The organism is Acinetobacter sp. 102, assembly GCF_037028485.1.
Lineage (GTDB): Bacteria > Pseudomonadota > Gammaproteobacteria > Pseudomonadales > Moraxellaceae > Acinetobacter > Acinetobacter higginsii.
The window spans coordinates 146265-167706 of sequence record NZ_JAZEZK010000009.1 but is presented as its reverse complement, the minus strand read 5'-3'; the positions used below and the strand labels follow the sequence as shown (position 1 = coordinate 167706).

The 21442-nt window shown below is 40.5% G+C and carries 16 protein-coding genes; 5 read left to right on the top strand and 11 right to left on the bottom strand.

All coding sequences use genetic code 11. The features are described 5' to 3' along the window. Positions 1–196 precede the first annotated feature (196 nt). The 5 genes from dnaE (at position 197) to WA352_RS11130 (ending at position 8576) form a co-directional block, all read left to right on the top strand. Positions 197–3760 (top strand): DNA polymerase III subunit alpha, encoded by a 3564-nt coding sequence (gene dnaE, locus WA352_RS11150; RefSeq protein WP_033133354.1) that lies wholly within the window; start codon positions 197–199, stop codon positions 3758–3760. A gap of 13 nt (positions 3761–3773) precedes the next feature. After that, entirely contained in the window at positions 3774–4613 is an 840-nt protein-coding gene (locus tag WA352_RS11145) for an RNA methyltransferase (protein WP_033133355.1), read from the top strand. Beyond that, positions 4606–5418 (top strand): serine O-acetyltransferase, encoded by an 813-nt coding sequence (gene cysE, locus WA352_RS11140; protein ID WP_005202954.1) that lies wholly within the window; start codon positions 4606–4608, stop codon positions 5416–5418. The genes WA352_RS11145 and cysE overlap by 8 nt, the downstream gene beginning before the upstream one ends. Positions 5419–5531: 113 nt before the next feature. Continuing rightward, on the top strand, positions 5532–6431 hold the full coding sequence (locus WA352_RS11135) for an ABUW_2363 family tetratricopeptide repeat lipoprotein (protein WP_005202952.1): 900 nt from the start codon (positions 5532–5534) through the stop codon (positions 6429–6431). A gap of 126 nt (positions 6432–6557) precedes the next feature. Beyond that, positions 6558–8576, top strand: coding sequence for an esterase/lipase family protein (locus WA352_RS11130; RefSeq protein WP_005202951.1), 2019 nt, complete (start codon positions 6558–6560; stop codon positions 8574–8576). Positions 8577–8624: 48 nt separating this feature from the next. On the opposite strand, the gene ahpF is transcribed toward WA352_RS11130, so the two are convergent. The 11 genes from ahpF to purF form a co-directional block, all read right to left on the bottom strand. Further along, positions 8625–10190: an alkyl hydroperoxide reductase subunit F gene (gene ahpF, locus WA352_RS11125; RefSeq protein WP_241345346.1), complete on the bottom strand. Its 1566-nt coding sequence runs from the start codon at positions 10188–10190 to the stop codon at positions 8625–8627. Between the two features lie 127 nt (positions 10191–10317). Further along, on the bottom strand, positions 10318–11235 hold the full coding sequence (locus WA352_RS11120; protein ID WP_005316248.1) for a hypothetical protein: 918 nt from the start codon (positions 11233–11235) through the stop codon (positions 10318–10320). Positions 11236–11262: 27 nt separating this feature from the next. Beyond that, on the bottom strand, positions 11263–12387 hold the full coding sequence (locus WA352_RS11115; RefSeq protein ID WP_033134101.1) for a toxic anion resistance protein: 1125 nt from the start codon (positions 12385–12387) through the stop codon (positions 11263–11265). Between the two features lie 12 nt (positions 12388–12399). Continuing rightward, positions 12400–13176, bottom strand: coding sequence for a hypothetical protein (locus WA352_RS11110; protein WP_033134073.1), 777 nt, complete (start codon positions 13174–13176; stop codon positions 12400–12402). A gap of 171 nt (positions 13177–13347) precedes the next feature. Beyond that, the gene (locus WA352_RS11105) at positions 13348–14340 is read right to left on the bottom strand and encodes a putative solute-binding protein (protein ID WP_004807883.1); all 993 of its coding nucleotides are present in this window, start codon (positions 14338–14340) and stop codon (positions 13348–13350) included. 131 nt (positions 14341–14471) lie between these two features. Further along, the gene (locus WA352_RS11100) at positions 14472–14906 is read right to left on the bottom strand and encodes a PaaI family thioesterase (protein ID WP_033134074.1); all 435 of its coding nucleotides are present in this window, start codon (positions 14904–14906) and stop codon (positions 14472–14474) included. A 65-nt stretch (positions 14907–14971) separates the two neighbouring features. Beyond that, the gene (locus WA352_RS11095) at positions 14972–15955 is read right to left on the bottom strand and encodes a fatty acid desaturase family protein (protein ID WP_033134075.1); all 984 of its coding nucleotides are present in this window, start codon (positions 15953–15955) and stop codon (positions 14972–14974) included. A gap of 120 nt (positions 15956–16075) precedes the next feature. Then, on the bottom strand, positions 16076–16873 hold the full coding sequence (locus tag WA352_RS11090) for a PaaX family transcriptional regulator (RefSeq protein WP_033134076.1): 798 nt from the start codon (positions 16871–16873) through the stop codon (positions 16076–16078). A gap of 100 nt (positions 16874–16973) precedes the next feature. Beyond that, positions 16974–17774 carry an undecaprenyl-diphosphate phosphatase gene (locus tag WA352_RS11085; protein ID WP_004807892.1) on the bottom strand — a complete coding sequence of 267 codons (801 nt, stop codon included), beginning with the start codon at positions 17772–17774 and terminating at the stop codon, positions 16974–16976. 128 nt (positions 17775–17902) lie between these two features. Further along, positions 17903–19792 carry a M48 family metalloprotease gene (locus WA352_RS11080; protein WP_164467928.1) on the bottom strand — a complete coding sequence of 630 codons (1890 nt, stop codon included), beginning with the start codon at positions 19790–19792 and terminating at the stop codon, positions 17903–17905. A gap of 102 nt (positions 19793–19894) precedes the next feature. Beyond that, entirely contained in the window at positions 19895–21433 is a 1539-nt protein-coding gene (purF, locus tag WA352_RS11075) for an amidophosphoribosyltransferase (protein WP_033134078.1), read from the bottom strand. Positions 21434–21442 lie beyond the last annotated feature (9 nt).

Genomic DNA, 21442 nt, shown 5'->3' with positions numbered 1-21442 from the left:
CATTTTTATTCGATTACATTCTAGCGGTAAAACACTTTGTGTAAATAGGTATTTATATCTACTGAAAAATCAAAAACTAATTTTTAATATTTTATAAAAATAACAAAGCAAACACACGGTTTGCCAAAATATTAAGCATGTCATTTTCGGTTTGCATGCTAAACTATGCGTTGCTTTAAAAAAGGATAGTCCTTCTATGCGGTTTGTTCATCTCGGTATCCACACAGAATTTTCGATCACGGAATCGATTGTTCGCATACCTGATTTGGTCAAGGCTGCCGTAACAAACGAAATGCCCGCACTGGCATTGACTGACTTATCCAATCTACATGCTGCAGTCAAATTTTATGAATCCTGTTTAAAAAAAGGGATTAAGCCTATTCTAGGCAGTGTCATTCGCTTAAATGATGCTGAACATCGTGCAACCTTATTGGCCATGAATAGTACAGGTTGGCGTAATCTGACTGAAATCGTGTCACGCGGTTTTATTGAAGGCCAGCAACTCAGTCTCCCTTGTGTACAAAAAGAATGGGTGCTTGAACAAGCTGAAGATCTAATTGTCTTACTGGGCCAACACAGTGATGTTGGTAAAATGCTCTGCTCTTCCAATCCACAAAAAGCAGAACCTTTATTAGAAGCATGGATTGAAAAGTTTGGAAATCGTGTCTATTTAGCTTTAACACGGACTGAACGTGTTGGTGAAGAAGATTTTATTCAACAAGCAGTTAAGCTCGCTGCCAAATATCAAATTGGTGTGGTCGCACATAATGATGTGCACTTTGTTAAACAAGATGATTTTGAAGCACATGAAGCTCGTGTTTGTATCGCCGACGGCTATGTTTTAGGTGATGATAAACGTCCTAAAAACTATAGTACTGAGCAGTATTTCAAAACTGGCGAGCAAATGTCTGAGCTATTCTCAGATATTCCAAGTGCGATTGAAAATACCTACCATATTGCAAGACGTTGTAATGTTGCATTGCAACTGGGTACTTATTTCTTACCTGACTTCCCGATTCCAGATGGCTATACCATCGACACCTATTTTGAACATTTGTCTCGTGAAGGTTTAGAGGAGCGTTTAAATCATCTTTATCCGATTGCTGAACGTGATGAGGATTGGGCTGAGATTCGGAAGCCTTATGATGAACGAATCAAATACGAAGTTGATATCATTCTTAAGATGGGATTTCCTGGCTACTTCCTGATCGTCATGGACTTTATTCAGTGGGCCAAAAATAATGGCGTCCCTGTAGGTCCTGGTCGTGGTTCGGGTGCTGGTTCATTGGTTGCCTACAGTTTAAAAATTACCGACCTTGATCCATTACGATATGATTTGCTATTTGAACGTTTCTTAAACCCAGAACGTGTTTCGATGCCCGATTTCGACGTCGATTTCTGTATTGCTGGCCGTGACCGTGTGATTGAATATGTGGCCCAAAACTATGGCCGCCAAGCAGTATCACAGATTGCGACCTTCGGTACCATGGCAGCAAAAGGTGCGATTCGAGATGTAGCACGTGTCCTTGGTAAGTCTTATGGTCTTGCTGACCGTATTTCAAAAATGATTCCAACAAAACCGCTGGGTGTCGATTTGGTCACAGCGATTGACATGGAGCCGCAGCTTAAAGATATCGTCACCAACCCATCCAACCCTGACAATGATGATGCTGCTGAAATCTGGGAAATGGCACTCAAACTTGAAGGTATTACCCGTAATACAGGTAAACATGCGGGTGGTGTCGTTATTGCGCCAGGTAAAATTACCGATTACTCCGCGGTACTGTGTGATTCAGATGGTACTAACCGTGTCGCACAATACGATAAAGATGACGTAGAAGCAGCAGGTCTGGTAAAGTTTGACTTCTTGGGTTTACGTAACCTGACCGTGATTGAAGATGCGGTTCAAAATATTAATAAAAGAATCAAGGCTGAAATACCACTTAATATTGCCGATGTCCCACTGGATGACAAAGATGCCTATCTGGTCTTTGCCAATGCAAATACCACAGCGGTATTCCAGTTTGAATCCGTCGGCATGAAAAAAATGCTGAAGGAAGCAAGACCAAGCAAATTTGAAGAAATTATTGCTTTCGTATCCTTATATCGACCAGGTCCTATGGATCTTATTCCTGACTTTATCCACCGTATGCATGGTGGTGAGTTTGAATATCTACATCCTTTATTGGAAGGTGTGTTAGAACCGACCTACGGGATTATGGTTTACCAAGAACAGGTAATGCAGGCTGCACAGTTCTGTGCAGGTTATACCCTTGGCGGCGCGGATTTACTTCGTCGAGCTATGGGTAAAAAGAAACCTGAAGAAATGGTGAAACAACGCCAAATCTTTATTGAAGGTGCATCGAAAAAAGATATTGATGAAGCAACTGCTAACCATATTTTCGACTATATGGAAAAATTCGCAGGTTATGGTTTTAACAAATCACATGCCGCTGCCTATGCCCTAGTTGCCTATCATACGGCTTGGTTAAAAGCACATTACCCTGCTGAGTTTATGGCGGCGGTTTTATCATCGGAAATGCAGAATACGGACAGTATCGTCTTCTTGATTGACGACTGCCGCAATAACAAGTTGGAAGTACTTCCACCTTCCGTGAATATGTCTTTATATCACTTCCATGCTAGCGATGAGCAAACCATTGTGTATGGTTTAGGTGCGATCAAAGGTGTAGGTGAACAGGCAATGCAATCGGTCATCGATTCACGAATTAATGAAGGTCCATATAAAGATCTATTTGATTTCTGTCATCGTATTGATCTGAAAAAAATCAATAAGCGTACCTTAGAAGCTTTGATTCGTGCAGGTGCGCTGGATTGTCTTGGTATTGAACGCTCAAGTTTAATGGCTCAATTACCTGAAGCAGTCCAAGCAGCTGATCAAGCTCGAAGTAATCGTGAAACAGGTATCATGGACTTGTTTGGTGAAGTTGAAGAAGTTCAGCGTAAACCAGCCAAACCCGTGAAACCTTGGTCAGATGAGGTTCGTCTTAAAGGCGAAAAAGACACACTGGGGCTCTACCTTACAGGTCACCCGATTGATGTCTATCGTCCTGAATTAAAATCATTCATTTCTGCCAAACTGAATGAACTCACTCCGACACGTCGCGGTGTGACTACTGTTTTTGCAGGTTTAGTGGTTGATATTGCCAACTTCCCAAACCGCATCATGATCACACTCGATGATGGTACAGCACGTGTTGAAATTAGCTGTAACCATGAGCGTTTCCAACGCTACAAAGATATTGTTCGTTTAGAACAGGTTGTGGTGATTGAGGGTGAAATTTACGAGCGTGAAGGCTTTGATCGCCCGATGGCACGACTAAGTAAAGCTTTTAATTTGAATGAAATTCGCCAAAAACGAGCGCAAAGCATTCAAATTCGCCTCCCTCAAGATTTGATGACCAAATCTTTGGCCAAGGATCTACAGGCGATCCTATTACCTTATTGTAATATCGATATGTGTCAGCATATTGGTCTGCAAATCCTGCTTGAACAAAGCTTCGCAACTGCTGAATTACATTTAGGTGCACAATGGAAAGTTGTGCCATTAGATGAATTACTTGGAAAATTACGCGATTATTTTGGCAAAGAAACCATTTTCATCGAATACCAAGTGAAATCGAAGGCTGCAAAAGCAGCTGAGGCACCTAAAGTTGCAACGGTAGCTCCTCCACCAGACAATATGTCAATGGATGAAGCACTGGATCTTTATCAAGCTGAAGTCTCTCAATACTCTTAATTTTGGATAATATATGAACCTGTTTGACTCAAACAACGTGTCCAAACATTTGGATCATGTGCGTATTGTTATGGTCAATACCACCCTACCAGCCAATATTGGTAGTGCTTTACGCGCAATGAAAACCATGGGTTTATCAAAACTTGTACTCGTCGCACCAAAGACCTATCCACATTCGGATATTGATGCACTGGCAGCAGGTGCGCAAGATTTAATTGAACAAATTGAAATTGTTGAAACTTTGGAACAAGCCATTCAAGATTGTCATATGGTGTTTGGGACCAGTGCACGTAGTCGCACGATTCCATGGCCATTGCTAGATGTTCGACCTGCTGCAAAAGAAGCATTAGATGCTGCAACCAAACAACAAAATATTGCAATTGTGTTTGGGCGTGAAGATCGTGGACTCACCAATGAAGAATTAGCCCTAGCCAATTATCACTTAACCATTCCAGTAAACCCTGAATATGGCGTACTCAATGTCGCGCAAGCGATTCAAGTGGTTTGCTATGAGTTAAGAATGGCTGCGCTTGAACAAAATACTCAGGTTCAAGACAAGTCAGATGACCACATGCAACTGAAGCAACAACAAAGCATGGAATGGGATGAACCATTGGTTACACAACAACAAATGGAACAGTTTTATCCTCATTTAGAAAAAATGTTGACTGAAATTGAGTTTTTAGATCCAAATAATCCCCGTTTACTCCCATTACGCTTGCGTCGTCTATTCGGAAGGATACAATTAGATCGTATGGAGTATCATTTATTACGTGGAATCTTTAGCCGCGTACAGGCATTAGCCCAAGGTTCATGGAAAAAGACCAATACGGAGGATCATAATCATGATTAAACAGCTAAAAGAAGATATCGAAGCTGTATTTGCGCGTGATCCTGCGGCCCGCAATACATTAGAAGTCCTGACCACCTATCCAGGTATCCATGCACTGATTATGCATCGCATGGCGCATGAGCTCTGGAAAAAAGAATATAAAGGTACCGCCCGCCTACTTTCTTCTTTTAGCCGCTTTGCCACTGGTATTGAAATTCATCCTGGCGCAAAAATCGGTAAGCGTTTTTTTATCGATCACGGCATGGGTGTAGTGATTGGTGAAACAGCTGAGATTGGTGATGATGTAACGCTTTATCATAGTGTCACCTTAGGTGGAACTACATGGAATAAAGGCAAACGTCATCCAACACTTGAAGATGGTGTGGTTGTTGGTGCTGGTGCAAAAATCTTGGGACCGTTTACAGTACATAAAGGTGCCAAAGTCGGCTCAAATGCAGTTGTAACCAAAGAAGTACCTGCTGGTGTAACTGCTGTTGGTAACCCTGCCCGTTATATTTTCAAAGACAAAAGTCAAATCGAACAAGATGAAGTCAATCGCCGTGACTACGCGGAAAGTATTGGTTTCGAACCTTATGCGACAACACAAGATCAGTCTGATCCTATTTTAGAAGGCATGCGCGTTTTACTCGATCGTATGCAAAAAAATGAAAAACGCATGAACGTACTTTGCCAACGTCTGTCTGAACTTGACCCGAGCTTCACCTCGCAAAGTTCAAAAACTCAACCATTGAGTAAAGAAGAACTTAAAATTATTGAAGAAGTTAGACGTGAGTGCGAAGCACAGAACAAAACTTCGGCAACCTAGTCAAATATATAAAAAATGTAACAAGCTTCTCATTGCAAGTTGGTTTTGCTTTTCCTAGACTGGTGAAACCAACGATCTACTTCTCATTTAACTAAAATTAATGGATGTAAAGCATGAATTTTAAGCCTTTGGCATTACTTGTACTTTCAACTTCTTTTTTGACGGCCTGTGGCGTTGCCCCTGTTAAAAAAGAGAAGGTTGCTGAACCCTTTGTGTTTAAGGAACCAGACCCAACTCCTCCATTCTATGCTTTAAATCCAACCAAGTATGATGCCCCACCAAGCTTTGAAGTTGCGATCAAAGATGCTGCGGCTCAGCCTGTCACGAAAATGGTCGTGTCATTACAAAATGATCCATCAAAATCAACAACATTGGATATCAACAAGCTCATTATCCCAACCATTGACAACAAACAACGCAACATGAAATATGCGGTTCTTGCTGGTGAGAATGAAATTGATGTCACTGAAATCGATGACTTTTTACAATTAGTTGAAGGTAAAGCACGTCACTATCCACCTCGTTTCCCAGAACGTCAAGAACGTAAGGGCTATGAAGTCAAGTTAAAAGAAACCACGCAGAAACTAGATGCTTTAGCCGAAAAGCCAAATGCTTCTTTAGATATCTTGACTCGTGCGTTTAAAGCAAGCGTGATGGCACGTAACTTAGACTTAGGTACATCTTATACTTCAAAGTCATTAACTTATGCGCAACGTATTCTCGCGATCAGCCCGAATGATCCTGAAACCAACTTCTGGTTCGGTTTTGGCTTATCAGAAGGTGGTGGTCAACGTGAGGCTATTCCATATTTAGACAAAGCAATGAAAGGTGGCGTCCAAGAAGCTTATCTTTCTGCTGCCAACAACTATTTATGGTTAGAGCAAAAGAAAAATGCGCTTCAAACCTTGAAAAACTATAAAATCAACTATCCTGACGAAGCAGAAGTGACTGATCGTTTGATCAAAGAAGTTGAAGCCGGAAAACGCTGGAATGTGTGGCAAGTTCTGAACTAATTGAGCTTGTAGAATCGCATTACAAAAATAGACTGCTGTGTGCAGTCTATTTTTTTATCTATGATTGAAAAAACATTCGATTTTCGTATTATAGCTACAATCTTCCAGCGAAATTGCTGACATACCATGCTAGCATTTACACCGAATAAGCGTCTATTTTTTATCTCTCTCCTAAGCACCGTCGTGATGAGTGGCTGCCAAGTTGTCAGTATCAAACAACAAGCTCTCAATGTGACGATTGCCAACGAACGTAACAGCATTCTTACGCAAAAAAAACTCAGTGAAGCCAGCCTCAATGTCTTGTCGATGTCGGGCAAAGAAGCCAAAGTGTGTATGCAAACACCAAATGAGTGCATTGCAGATCTACACAAAATTCCGCAAATCCAGGATGAGCAACTTTTATCTACAGCGAGCGAACTCTATCTCTCAAAAGCGCTGAGTCTGTCCGACGCGTCCGAATGTAAAATCAGTAAACTGACAAAACACAAACCTGAGGAAGAACAGAAAGCCATACAAAAGACCTATGAGCAATGCTTAGATCAAGAGCTTGAAGCTTTAGATAAAAGCATCCGTTATAGCTATGCATATTTGTTCAAAACGACACGACAACCGCAAGAACGCATTTTTGATAACCGTCAGGTCCAGATTCGAGACTTTTACAACCAAGCTTTAACCAAATTGGTGAATGTGCATAGTTTAAGAAATCCGTCTAAAACCATTAGCCCTACCATTCAAATTGGCAAAAGCACCTATACGATAGACATTCAATCCTATCAACGCTTACAAAATATGAAGCTGGAGAAATTTATTTCCAGCTATAACATGAACTTTTCGGGCTTACGAGCCATTAACCGCCGTGATGGTTTCGGTTCAGATTTCGTGGCCGTGTTTCCTTCAACGGATGCAGCCCATGGCGAAAATAAATATATTCTTGATCCATTAAGTTATAGCTATCCAAATGGAATTAACCCTAATATTCATAAAGCACGTTATTTAGCCGCAACCATTATTGCGCAACCCAAGAATGCAGCCGCAACCATTAATGATGTTTTAAATAATCCAAACTTTGAAGTAAAGGTTTATGACCCTTATAGCGTAGAGAAAGTCAGTATTGCAGGTAAAGAATATTCGCTTGCAGCCAATTTCTCTGCACCTTATGGACTCTGGTTAGCTGAGAATAATTTAGGTGCAGCGGCTTATTTAACTTTAATTGATCGTGATCAGCATCTGACCATGCCACATCTCTATATGCTGGAACCCTATAATCCGAACAAGAAAGTGATTGTATTGGTGCATGGTCTTGCCAGCAGCCCTGAGGCATGGATTGCGGTCACTAATGATATTATGGGTGATGCGGTACTACGTGAACACTATCAAGTTTGGCAAGTGTTTTATTCAACCAATATGCCGATTCTGGAAAGCCGTTTTCAAATTTATGCCTTATTAAAACAAGCCTTTGGCTCACTCAACAATAAAGATGCTGCAGCACAAGATGCAGTTTTAATTGGGCATAGTATGGGAGGCATTATCAGCCGACTCTTGGTGAGCAATGCTGATATTTCTAAACAGGCACTCACCATGATGAGTAGCCGTCAACAAACGCGTTTACGCAAGCATCCTGTGATTGGTGAACGGCTTAAAATGGAACCGATTACTAATTTTGATCGTGCCATTTTCTTGGCTGCTCCACATAAAGGAACTGACTTTGCTGATCGCTGGTTTACACTAGCAGCACGTAAAATCATCAAACTCCCTGCAACCTTCTTGACCACTTTGGCAGATACACTCACCAGTGATGATATGGATTTAAAAGAATTCGTTAAAACCCTGACCAATGATGTAATTCAAAATGGGCCAAGTGATCTCAGTAAAAAATCCAAATTTATGGAATTAACCGCCTCTATTCCGCCTGAAAATGGACTGGTTTTTCACTCGATTATGGGCAACATTACCAAGAGTGATGATCCAAATGTCATTACAGACGGGATTGTTCCTTATAAGAGTGCACATTTAGATGGTGCTGTTTCCGAGAAGATTTTCACGGGCGGCCATTCAATTCAAGAGACCCCAGAAGCAGTTCTAGAATTACGTCGTATCTTGCGTGAACACCTTGTCGATCACGGTTTATATAAACCGAAGAACTAAACACAATAAAAAAGCCCCAAATAATTGGGGCTTTTTTTAAGCGATTACTTACACACCAGAACGAATCATATAATCAAAGGCAGACAGTGATGCTTTCGCGCCTTCACCTGTGGCAATGATGATTTGCTTGTACGGTACTGTCGTACAGTCACCTGCGGCAAAGACACCTTTGACATTGGTTTCGTTGCGATCATTAATCACAATCTCGCCACGGTTGCTGAGTTCAACTGCGCTGTTCTTTAAGAAATCCGTGTTTGGCAATAAACCAATTTGTACGAAGATCCCTGCAAGTTCAACTGTGTGTTCAACATCAGTAGCGCGATCTTTGTATTTCAATGCCGTTACCTGAGCACCATCACCAACCACTTCAGTACTTAAGGCATTCATGATCACAGTGGTATTTGGTAAGCTGTTTAATTTGTCTTGCAGTACTTGGTCTGCACGAAGTTTGGTATCAAACTCAACCAAAGTCACATGCTCAACAATCCCTGCAAGGTCAATCGCTGCTTCAACACCTGAGTTACCTCCACCAATCACCGCAACACGTTTGCCTTTGAATAATGGACCATCACAGTGTGGGCAGTACGCTACACCACGAGTACGGTATTCAGCTTCGCCCGGTACATTCATTTCTCTCCAACGTGCACCTGTAGACAGGATGATGGTTTTCGATTCAAGTTTGGCACCATTCTCCAGTTCAACCTCAACCAGACCATTGGCCGTTTGATCTGCACCAGTGATCTTGCTGACACGTTGCAAGTTCATGATGTCGACACCGTATTCACGGACATGGGCTTCCATGTCTTGAGCGAACTGAGGACCTACGGTTTTTTGAACAGTGGTAAAGTTCTCAATGTCCATGGTATCCATCACCTGACCACCAAAGCGTTCAGCCACGATACCCGTTTTGATGCCTTTACGTGCCGCATAGATCGCCGCTGTACCTCCAGCAGGACCGCCACCAATCACCAACACATCAAATGCATCTTTGGCATTGATTGCGGCTGCATCTTTCTCAGCTGAATTGCTATCCAATTTCGCTAAGATTTCTTCCAAAGTCATACGACCTTGACCAATATGCTGATTGTCTTGGAACACCATTGGCACCGCCAAGATTTTGCGTTCTTCAACTTCGTCTTGGAAGAAAGCACCATCAATCATGGTTGCTGTAGTATTTGGATTGTTAATCGCAATCAAGTTTAAAGCTTGAACCACATCTGGACAGTTATGGCAGCTCAACGATACAAACACATCAAAGTTGGCAGTCAAGTTTAAGCCTTTGATCTGAGTGAGTACTTCATCAGAGACTTTAGGTGCATAACCCGATACTTGTAATAATGCCAAGATCAAAGAAGTAAACTCATGTCCCATCGGTAAGCCAGCAAAGAACACACGTGGTTGTTCACCTGCTTTGGCCACACCGAAACTAGGACGGCGAGCATTTGAACCGTCAAAACGCGCCGTTACTTGGTCAGAAAGTTCAGCAATTTCAGTCACGAGTTCTTTAATTTTTTCTGCTTTGTCGGAGTCATCTAAAGCGGCAACCAACTCGATTGGACTTTCTAAACGTTCTAAGTAAGCTTTTAATTGAGTTTTAATATTTTGATCTAACATGTATTTCTCCAAACGCTAAGACTTTTAAATCAGCTAAATTCATTCAATGAGGCTATAGTACGCAAAAGTAATGAATAGGTAAAACAGTATGTTTTTATGAGTTTGATCGGATAAACCGAACTTAAAATTAAGAGACATCCAATTTTTGACCAATCCGCACACGACGATTTTTCAAATGTTTGGCGAGCACATATAAAATTGTGCTTAAAGCAACAGCCAATACAATCAAGCCCCATAAAATGACATTCACAATCTGAGAAATACGTTCGGCTTGCTGTGCGCGCAGGTCTAAGGGCTGCGTGATTGAGGTAATACTCTTACCGTATAGTTGCTGCTGCATGACCCACAGCTGTTCAGGTTTAAAGTCATATGCTTTAAATTGAGTTGGATTGGTTTTCTCTGCACTAATTAATTGATTCACATAGACATTAGCGGTCTTTCGATCGACAGGTTGATGCAATAAGGCCACTTGCGCCAAGACATAAGCTTTTTCAGTCGAAGAAATATTGGCCTGCTGTAAATCTTGAGCAATCTGACTTTCAACAATATTGTTTTGATAGCTCATCCATTGTTGATAAGCCTGCTTAGTTTCATCTTTCCAGTCATACTGGATGTAGGTCAGACCTGACCAAAGCAAAATAAAAGAAATCACCCACGCCAGAATACGCTGTGTCCATGCTTGAAAACGTTGCTGAAAAAATTTAAATTTCTTGGCCCAACTAAGCAGTAAAAAAGCGCCAATAAATGAGACAAAAAGTTTGAGAAACAGCCAGCCGAACCATGATAATAAATTAAAAAGATAATCGACGGGTTGCTTAAAAGGAACAAGATCCTGTACATGATAAGGTAAATCTAAAGCCTGCACATGTACAGAAAGATCAAAGAAACGATAGATAAATTCTTTTTGCAAAAACAGACCAGCGATTGTAACAACAACGAATGTACTGGTCAGAAAAAACCAGATCATTAAATTGCGTTGACGTTTTTTTAAAACATCTAAACGCTGGTCAATCGGTTGTACACTAAAATCTTCTATGGGTGACAATGATCTTTCCTTCAAAAATTAGCAATATCAAGATTTAGGTGGTTGGCTATTTTCAAGCACCAGATGATTCAAATTTTCTTGCAAAGCACGCAAACGGGTTGTCGCTTCGGCACGCTTTTGCATCCCTTCTTTCTGAATCTGAATCACATCATTTACTGTTTTAATGAGGGTGTTTTGTACATGTTCAAGGGTTTCAACATCGATCACGGAACGCTGATTGGCTTTAGCCGTATCAACTGAGTTTTGATGCAATAACTCAGCATTACGACGTAATAATTCATTGGTAGTATCATCAATGGCCTTGGCAAGTTGGACGCTATTCTTTTGCTCTTGCAACGAAATTGCCAAACTAATTTGATTTTTCCAAGCTGGTAATGTGATGTTTTTAATCGCGTAAAATTTGTCTACCAACATCAAGTTATTCGACTGGATAATCCGAATCATCGGCAAAGTCTGCATCGCAGACTGCTGTAAAACATGAAGATCACTGACTCGTTTTTCAAGATTATTTGCCACATGATTGAGATCATAAATCTGCTGAGTGGTCTGTTGATCTTGTTCCTGACTTGTCAGAATCGTGATTTGCTGTTGAATATCCTGCTGCTTCAACTGACCCGCTGCAATATAAACACCTAGTTGCTTATATTCATCTTGAACCGCATCAAACATTTTATCCAATGTCCCAACACGTGCTTTCAAACCTGATTGTGAGCTTTCAATTTCTTTGACCAATACATCAATCTGCTCTTTGGTGGTATTAAAATGCTGATCAAAATTTTGTTTAGCATTCTTGAACTTACTCAATAAGCCACCAAAAAAACCTGAACTTTTAGATTTATTTAAAATACTTGAAGTATTTAACTGCTGAGCGACTTGCACCACTTCATTGAGTTTTTGTCCAGTTGCATCAAGGTCTTTGTTCTGTACCAGATTCAACAACTCATCGGTATAGGTTGAGGTTTTATTGGCAATATTTTTGCCATATTCTGCAACAGCAGTGGTACTGATATCGGCCAGTTCTTTATGCGCATCCATCACTTCAGCAAAATCTTGAGGTTGTAGGCCTAAGTCTTTTAAGTTCAACTGCTCAAAACGCTGCTCTGGCTTAATTTCAAGCTCATGAGATACCTTACTCAGTTCTGAATCTGACATCATATTTCCCTCTTATTTCTGTAATGATTTTTTCAAATTTTGGATTAAATCTTCGCGGCTTTTATCCAACTGTTCAATCGTCGCAGTCGAATTGGATTCCCGACTTTGCTTTAAATGATATTGCCATGCTGGAATTAAAACCTGTTGTGCCTCTTTAAAACGATCAAGCAAGCTAAAAGATAAATGCTGTGAAAGCTGCATCTGTTTGATTGCAATATCATTACTGGTCTGTAATGTTTGTAAAGTATTTACCTTTTTAGATAAGCGCTCCACAAAATGATCCAGCACTTGCTGCTTACTAAACTGAGGATACTCAATCAAGAATTGATCGGCTGCCTGAATATAAGCAGCCATCTGCTCTCTTAAACCCAATACCTGCTGTAAACGCGATTGTGATTTTTGGATTTCAATCTGCAAACGTTGACTCAAATAATTCGCTTCATTAATCAAACGATCTAAATCTTTAACATATTTCACTTGCCCAGCATCATATTCAATATCAATGCCCAACCATTTTTGCAGTGCATTAAAACGGCGTGTGCCTAAAAACTTTTTGGATAAAGACAACTGCTGAATAATCTGAGTGATCACTTCGCTAAGCTGCTGATTTAACTTAGGATCGACACCATTCAGCAAGACGCTTTGAGCTTGAACCAAATGATCTGCATAATGACTTAAACGATGCGGATCGTTCAATAAAGGTAATAAATCATTACGCTTGATCGCTAAAATATGTTCTTGATTTGATTCAATTTGCGATAAAGGTGTTAAGTCGAGCGGTAGCGTCATATCAATAGAAAATCGTGAGTACAAATAAATTTGAACAGCTTAGTTGTAGCATGTTCTTTGACTTTCTCATATCTAAATGTTGTTATGTTTTTTAAAATATAGTGTCGCCTTACTGACTAAAAACCCTCTAAATTACAATCAATAAAGAGGGTTCATCAATCAAATCATGTGTTACTCATCATTGAGCGCACATTCAAAGTTATTTGGATTTTGTTTGCAGCGAACTTTTTTCAAGAAGTTCATCATTTTTGGATCATAAATTCCTGCTTTAGTGAGTGAGATACGTGCTTCACGCATCATCTTCATATAGTTGACTTGTTCTTCAGGTGGGATAATCATCCAGTATTTGGTTGGAATTTCTTTTTCGTATTTTGAAATAATATTAAACGTTCGACCGAGTTGCCCCGCCACCCATTCACGCGATTTCTGCCCAAACCCGTCAGGAAATTTATCCTTTCGAATAATGAAATTTGCCGAAATTTGCGTCAGTGGAAATTTGACAATTCCGCCTTTATCACCGAGTCCCTTATAAAGCTCAAAAGGCTTATAAGCAACAATTGGCGCGGGAACAATATCAATTTGATGATTATTAAATTTTGCCCCTGCATTGGTCACATCGACTGAAACAGCTTGTGCACCTATTTGTGCAACCAATTTCGGTTGAGCTTCATCATAAGCAAATACACCAACTTTCTTACCTGCGGCCTTAGCCAAAGTATTTATATTACGATCAGCAACAAACAAATACGCAGGTCCAATCGTTCCAAGACCCGCAATTTCATAAGGGCCATTGATCATACTTTTTGCCGCTTGAGGCTTAGAGAGCAATTGATAAGCAAGAATTGCCGTTTTCAAATCAGTTAAAGCGCCAACTGCATCAAGTGAACCGACATATTTATTGAATTGTCGACCACGTAATCCACTGATAATTGCACCATCACATTGCCCTACTTTTAAATCTTCAGCTGCAACACGCTCATCGACATAGGCACGCAAATCAATCTCTGCGCCCCACTTTTTTGCTTCTAATGCATAATCTTTTGCCAGTGCAAATGCATCACCCGATTTACCAACTGGATCAAATACACAAACTGTTTGCTTCGCCTGCGTTGTTACAGCGAATCCGAATAATGCCAAAGCAATAAAACCGTTTTTAATTATCATCTCGTTCTTCCCAGATAAGATTTCTTTTATTTCTTTATCTCAACCTATTTGTGGATACTATCCTATGACGAGATTTTTATTTTTAACGGATTTACAGCCAATCATTCAGTTGCGCGAGTATTTTGAACGTTTCATCCGCCTAAGGTCGATGGTGAACTTTGTGGTAGTGCATAAGTTCCAATTACATGCGCAACTGGTTCTTCATCATCCAGAGAATATAGCCAAACTTCACCTGTGACCAAAGTTTTCCCGACTTTAATCAACTTACACACAGCCCGAATATCCCGATTACCATTGGGTTTACGAAAAAAATTAATGGTCATATTGGTGGTGACTGCCATTGCAACCAGCCCCAGATGCCCCAAGATGGCAATATAGAGTACATAGTCTGCAATCAACATCAGCGTTGGGCCAGAAACAGTTTGTCCTGGACGCAGGTCTCCTGCATCGACACGATAAAGTAGCTGTGCCCCCTTAGGAGGAATCTCCTCAATGGTACTTTTTTGTAACGCCTGCGGAAATTCTTGTGCTAAAAATCCAATAATTTCTTGTTTATCCATTGCCATACTCTTTTCCACCATTCCTGTTGTGTGAGCCCCGATTTAAAACAGAGCCCTAAAAAATCCAATATTTAATCCGCTTTAGCTGAAAGCTCATTCAGCACTTGCCAATAGCTTGGTGGTTCGGCAACATGACCGCGTTGTCTTAACATCTGGTGCATTTTTGGCAATTTAAAATAAGGTACAGCTGCCATCAAATGATGTTCTTTATGATAGTTGACATTGATTGGTGCAACCAAAGCACGAGCAATATAGCCTGCCTTAGTTGTACGCGTATTGGTTAAAGCACTATGACTGGTTTCCATTCCTGCATGCTCTGCCATTGAACGGACTCTGAGGAATAAAGGAAATGGGGTCAAATACGCCACAACCCATAATGCATAAAGTTTAGGATGCCCCGCTGCCCACAACGCTGAAAATAGAGCAGCGTTAGTTGCAATTGCACCACCACTATTTTTTAGGAATGCTTTAGGATAATCGCTCCAGTGTTTGCCTTCCTGAGAAATCCAGCGGCGGTCGTTTGATACCGTCCACTCCATTTTTTCAATATCCATCAACACTCGGCCGACCGCAAACTTAAACCCCGTCACGCCAGACAAATCACGCATAAATTTACGCATTAAGGATTTTTTCGTGGTTGGAAAACCTGTAACTAAGGATAAATCAGGATCATCGACCGTAGAGGTTTTACTATGATGACGCATATGATGGGCACGATATTTATGTAGATCATTCCAAATCGGACGCGCGCATAACCAATCCGTCAAGGTATCATTCAACCATTTGGTTTTAAATAAACTTTGATGGGAAGCGTCATGCATGATGATCGCGAGTGCCAACTGACGGCCAGCCAAAATGACCAAGGCTGCAACACACATGAGTAATTTACCCCAAGCAGGTAAATACTCCCAAGAGCTAGCTACAGCCGCAAAAGTTCCACCAATCACAGCCCATGTCGAAAACACAGCCCAACTGCCGTGCGCATCAGACTTGGCTGTTAACTCAGTAATTTCCTCTCGCGAGAATAAATCACTAATCGCTACACGTGTATTCATATCCCTATCCTGCATTTGTTTTATTTTTAAAACTACACAATTTATATTTTTATTCTAAATTAAGTAATATTTCTGTCAATAAATTAAAATTAAATTTTATGTAATATTTGTAATGAATATTTACTCAAGACTACTTTCATAAAACTTCTGCCATACGTTCAATCCTGTCTGATCCAACTGTTGTACGCTCTGCGCAAATTGCTCGCGAAGTTGCACATCAACAAAACCTTCTGGCAATAATGGATCATTCATCAATAAGGAAATGGTTTGTCGACCCAATAATAAAGACTCTCGCGCTGCGTCTTCCAAATTAAGCTGGTCGACAGTCGACAGCCATTTTTGAATCATTTGGCTATATTTTTCATAGTTAAGATTTAAGGTTTGAGTGGGCCAAAGTGCGGGGATGAGCGCCAAAGTATGTGCATCAAAATGGCCAATTTGACAGATCTTGGCACTATTTTCTAAGCCTGAAGCTTTTAACTCTGAAATAAGCTGGTCAAATGTAATGACCAAATTATCAGGACGTATATAAATGCCCTGCTCTAATTCTTTAAAGCCAAAATGCTTTAATGCTCTTTCACGACGATTTAATGCAGTACGATCAACCCGCCCAAGTTCACCTGTAAAAACAGCTAAATAGTGATGTGCCCATACTTTGGTTTGTTTAATACCATGCTTACGATTCAGCATGACATTTGCCCATTCGTGCGATTGAACTGTAAATTGATAGACGCCACGTTCAATGGCTTCAATCACACCATCACTGGATAACCGTGTCACAGCAACCCGAATACTATTTTCACTGATTTCAAAAAGCCGCGCTGCAATAATGATTTGTTTAATTGAAATCGCTCGACCTTGAAGTCCTAACAGCAAATCAATAATTAAGTCTCGAGCATTCATTTTCACTATTGTCATCGTGCTATCGAACCAGATCTGAAGGATTTAAAATAAAGAAAAGAAATTTTAACTGAGAATCTCCCTTTTCGCAGTTGCCAAAAGGGAGATGTTTTTATTTTTATAAAAAGACAAATAACAGAATAATACCAAGCACAATACGGTACCAAGCAAATACTCGTAAGGTATGGCGTTCCACAAATTTCACCAAGGCACTGACCACCAATAGTGCAGAAATAAATGCTGCGACAAAGCCAACAGCAATATTCAGCATATTGTCTTGCGTTAAGACATCCGCATTACGGGCCAAATCAAATACCGCCGCACCCAACATGGTTGGCATCGCCAAGAAGAACGAAAACTCGGTTGCTGCCTTACGAGACAATCCAGAGAACATACCACCAACGATGGTCGCACCTGAACGTGAAGTCCCTGGAATCATCGCAACACATTGCGCACACCCCACCAAGAATGCTTGTTTATAAGTGATCTTGGTCGCATCCGTTGTTTTATGATCAAAATTCTTTGATTCAACCCAGAAGATAATCAGACCACCCACAATTAAAGCAACAGCAACCACCAGCGGGCTAAACAAGACACTCTTAATGAAATCGACCGCAAAAATACCAATCACGACTGCTGGAATGAAAGCGAGTAAGACACTAAAGGCAAAGTGACGTGCTTCAGCATCTCCACTAAAGAAGCCTTTGACCAAGTCAAAAATCTTTTGACGATACAACCAGCACACAGCCAAAATCGCACCAAGCTGAATAACAACTTCAAAAACACGACCATCATCTGAATGAAAGTCGATCATATGACCAAATAAAATCAAATGACCTGTGCTTGAAATGGGCAAGAATTCGGTAAGACCCTCAATAAAACCTAAAAACAAGGCTTTTAAAATTTCAATATGTTCCATAACTTACTCAAAAGAACGTAATAGCAGAATAAAAATAAACGGCAAGCTTAACCTGAAATGTCATCATTTTATGTGATTGTCACGTAACCTTTTAGCAAAAAATATTCAGACAAATGCCTGAATTTCTGTTAAATAATCATTAAACTATTTTTCTTCTGCATCTGTTCGACCACTTCATGTGTATCAAAGCCTAAACGCCAATACAAAAGCCCTAAAACATCTAATTCATCTTGGGTAATAATCCGATCATTCCACAAACATCTTTCTGCAATCGACAAAATATTAAGGCGATCGCGTAATAACAAACCAGAGACATCATTCAAAATTTCCGCCAAGTCCAAAGGCTCATCTGAAATATCTGCATAAATTTGCATTTCATCTTCAGTTAAAAGCATCTGCAAGATACGTTCACGAACTTCGAGCTGGTTCGGACTATTAATTTGCTGTACATGCAGTAAGGCATCGATCAAATGTACAATCTGAGATTTGACATCTTCAAAAGCCGCAGGCAAATGTGCAGGCATTAAATTGAGTTCATGTTTCACCCGTTCCAACAACAATGCATCAAGCAAACCGACTTCACCATCTTCTTGAATGATACACGCCAACTTGGTTAAGAATTGGCGTGCAATACTGGTCGGCATATGCCCAATATTTTTGCAGGCATCATGGAAAATCTGCACATGAATACGACCATCCAAATTCAATAAAGCATCGACAATCGCATGGCTGACCGGTGCTTCTTGCGGAATAAATTCGCGATACTGACGAATCATCAAAATCGCAACCATGACCTCACGAGAACCCGTCGCTGTTTGCATTGCCCGTTGAATTAACTCAGGGCGTTTCTTATTCTTTCGAACTTCTGGATTAAGTGGTTTGATTGCATCATTCAGTGCAAAACTAATCGGTGATAAACGCAATAAAGGTAATGGCTGTGGCGAACTCCATGGCATGGTGAGCTCGGCACTTTCCTCTTCTAACGAGCGAAAGAGGCTAAATAACGGGCGATTACGAAGCTTGCGTAGATTTTCTAATTGCAGATCTTGCAACAAAGTTGGATTTAATTCGTAAATTCGTTCTTTAATACTGGGATGAATATTCATCCAGCTCTGCGGACTCAGCGAGTTAGCAAAGCACATATGCGAAATCGACTCAGAATAAGCACTATGGATCTGCGATCCTGAGTGATGCACATAAATCCGTAACAAGGTTTGCACATTGGCATTATTGTTCATCAAGCGCATGGTCTTGAGATCATTACGGAAGGTACGGCCACTTAAAGTCAAATATTTAATACAACGTGTAATTAAAATACCCAAACTACCGATTAACCAAATTACCCCACCAATCGCAACAAAGATGGTTTCAAATTTATTTCGATAAGTCGTTGCATAGGGATTATAACCCGCCTGAGCAAGCTTACTGCCCCACTGGCTAAAAGTAGTTAAACCACTATATAAAATTTTTAGCTTAGTATTTTCAACAGCTTCACCCGATAAAATCTGATTAAATTCATAACTGAGTAAGCCATAAAGTTCAAGTTCATCCAGGTTTTGTAATGCACCCCAAGTCAAAATAATCACAATATCCTGTGATCTAAACCCTGCAGTTAAAGCATTCACCCCAACTTCATCAGGGAGTACATAAACCGCGGGCGTATCAATATCAAAACTTTTAGCGACCTGTTCTACAACTTTTAAGGCAGTACTTTCTTCTGGCGTACTTTCATCGAAAACTAAGCGACGTGCTTTTAGCTGCTTTGCCAGCGAGTGACCGCCCTCACGTAATACATATAGCTCCGCCCCTACAGACCAAAACAAGACGAAAATAAGGACTACAATGAAATAAGGACTAAGTACATGCCACCAAATCGGTTGGGTATAATCAAAGAAATGAACGACCAAACCCAAAATTAAATTGAGAATAAAGACCGTTAATAACATTGCGATAAGACAGAAACTAACTGACCATGCAATATTTTTATTTTCAATTAAATAATGGCTCATTTCTTTCAATGTAAGTTTTCCTGATTACATTGTTTCAGTTAGGGTTTCCGTACCCACTATCATAAAATAAAAAAGCGGGAAATTCCCGCTTTTCTATAGATTAAGATGAGATTACTCTTCTTTGATCCCAGTTAAGTCAACTGATGCGGCATCGATATTCACATCGATATAACCATCTGATTTACTTTTCGCAGCATCACTACGTTTTTGCTCAAGTGCATCCAGATATGCCTTATCAATACCACCCGCGACATAGACACCATCAAACACCGAACAATCAAATTCAGTTAAATCTGGTACTTTGCTGGTACGAACTGCATTTTTCAAATCCTCCAAATCTTGGAAAATTAAACGATCTGCACCAATGTTTTCACGGATTTCTTCTACTGTACGACCTGACGCAATCAACTCCGCCTTGGCTGGCATATCAATACCATACACATTTGGATATTTCACCATTGGTGCGGCAGAAGCAAAGAAGACTTTCTTCGCACCTGAGTCACGCGCCATCTGAATGATTTCATTACAGGTGGTACCACGAACAATCGAGTCATCGACCAACAGTACATTCTTGTCTTTAAACTCAAGTTCTACAGGGTTCAATTTTTGACGAACTGATTTTTTACGTTGCTGCTGACCCGGCATAATGAAGGTACGTCCGATATAGCGGTTTTTCATAAAACCTTCACGGAATTTCACACCTAAAATATTTGCCAGCTCTAATGCAGAGGTACGACTGGTATCTGGAATTGGAATCACAACATCAATATCATGCTGCTCACCCCATTCTTTCAAGATTTTATACGCCAGTTTTTCACCCATTTTTAAACGGGCTTTATAGACTGAAATCCCATCAATAATGGCATCTGGACGAGCAAAATACACATATTCAAAAATACACGGACGATATTCAGGATTTGCAGCGCATTGTTTGGTAAACAACTGTCCTTCTGAATCGATAAAGATCGCTTCGCCTGGTGCGATATCACGTTCAACTTTAAAACCAAGTGCAGTAATCGCAACAGATTCAGATGCGATAATGTATTCAACACCTTGTTCAGTTTCACGAGAACCATAAATCAAAGGACGAATCCCGTTTGGATCACGGAAACCGACCAAGCCATGACCAGTGATCATCGCTACAACACCATAAGCCCCTTTACAACGCTCATGTACGCGAGATACGGTGTGGAAAATATCATCTGGGCTTGGATTTAAAGTTCTGATCTTTTGTAGCTCATGTGCAAAAACATTGAGTAAAACTTCAGAATCCGAATCAGTATTCATATGACGTAAATCTGTTTTGAACAGATCATCATGAATTTCTGCAGCGTTGGTCAAGTTCCCATTATGAGCAAGCGTAATGCCATAAGGTGAGTTCACATAAAATGGTTGTGCTTCAGCACTGCTTGATGAACCAGCAGTTGGGTAACGAACATGTCCGATCCCGTAGTTACCAAGCAATGCACGCATATGACGCGTATGGAATACATCACGTACCATACCGTTATCTTTGCGGAGGAATAAACGCCCTTGATGGCAGGTTACGATCCCTGCAGCATCTTGTCCTCGATGTTGCAGCATCGTTAAGGCATCAAATAACATTTGGTTCACTGGTGATTTACCGGCTATCCCAACAACTCCACACATAGCAACCTC

Coding starts and splice junctions, on each gene's coding strand:
- WA352_RS11145 (WP_033133355.1), top strand. CDS start 3,774: ATGAACCTGTTTGACTCAAACAACGTGTCCAAACATTTGGATCATGTG.
- purF (WP_033134078.1), bottom strand. CDS start 21,433: ATGTGTGGAGTTGTTGGGATAGCCGGTAAATCACCAGTGAACCAAATG.
- WA352_RS11100 (WP_033134074.1), bottom strand. CDS start 14,906: ATGGCAATGGATAAACAAGAAATTATTGGATTTTTAGCACAAGAATTT.
- ahpF (WP_241345346.1), bottom strand. CDS start 10,190: ATGTTAGATCAAAATATTAAAACTCAATTAAAAGCTTACTTAGAACGT.
- WA352_RS11130 (WP_005202951.1), top strand. CDS start 6,558: ATGCTAGCATTTACACCGAATAAGCGTCTATTTTTTATCTCTCTCCTA.
- WA352_RS11090 (WP_033134076.1), bottom strand. CDS start 16,873: ATGACAATAGTGAAAATGAATGCTCGAGACTTAATTATTGATTTGCTG.
- cysE (WP_005202954.1), top strand. CDS start 4,606: ATGATTAAACAGCTAAAAGAAGATATCGAAGCTGTATTTGCGCGTGAT.
- WA352_RS11110 (WP_033134073.1), bottom strand. CDS start 13,176: ATGACGCTACCGCTCGACTTAACACCTTTATCGCAAATTGAATCAAAT.
- WA352_RS11085 (WP_004807892.1), bottom strand. CDS start 17,774: ATGGAACATATTGAAATTTTAAAAGCCTTGTTTTTAGGTTTTATTGAG.
- WA352_RS11135 (WP_005202952.1), top strand. CDS start 5,532: ATGAATTTTAAGCCTTTGGCATTACTTGTACTTTCAACTTCTTTTTTG.
- WA352_RS11105 (WP_004807883.1), bottom strand. CDS start 14,340: ATGATAATTAAAAACGGTTTTATTGCTTTGGCATTATTCGGATTCGCT.
- WA352_RS11095 (WP_033134075.1), bottom strand. CDS start 15,955: ATGAATACACGTGTAGCGATTAGTGATTTATTCTCGCGAGAGGAAATT.
- dnaE (WP_033133354.1), top strand. CDS start 197: ATGCGGTTTGTTCATCTCGGTATCCACACAGAATTTTCGATCACGGAA.
- WA352_RS11115 (WP_033134101.1), bottom strand. CDS start 12,387: ATGTCAGATTCAGAACTGAGTAAGGTATCTCATGAGCTTGAAATTAAG.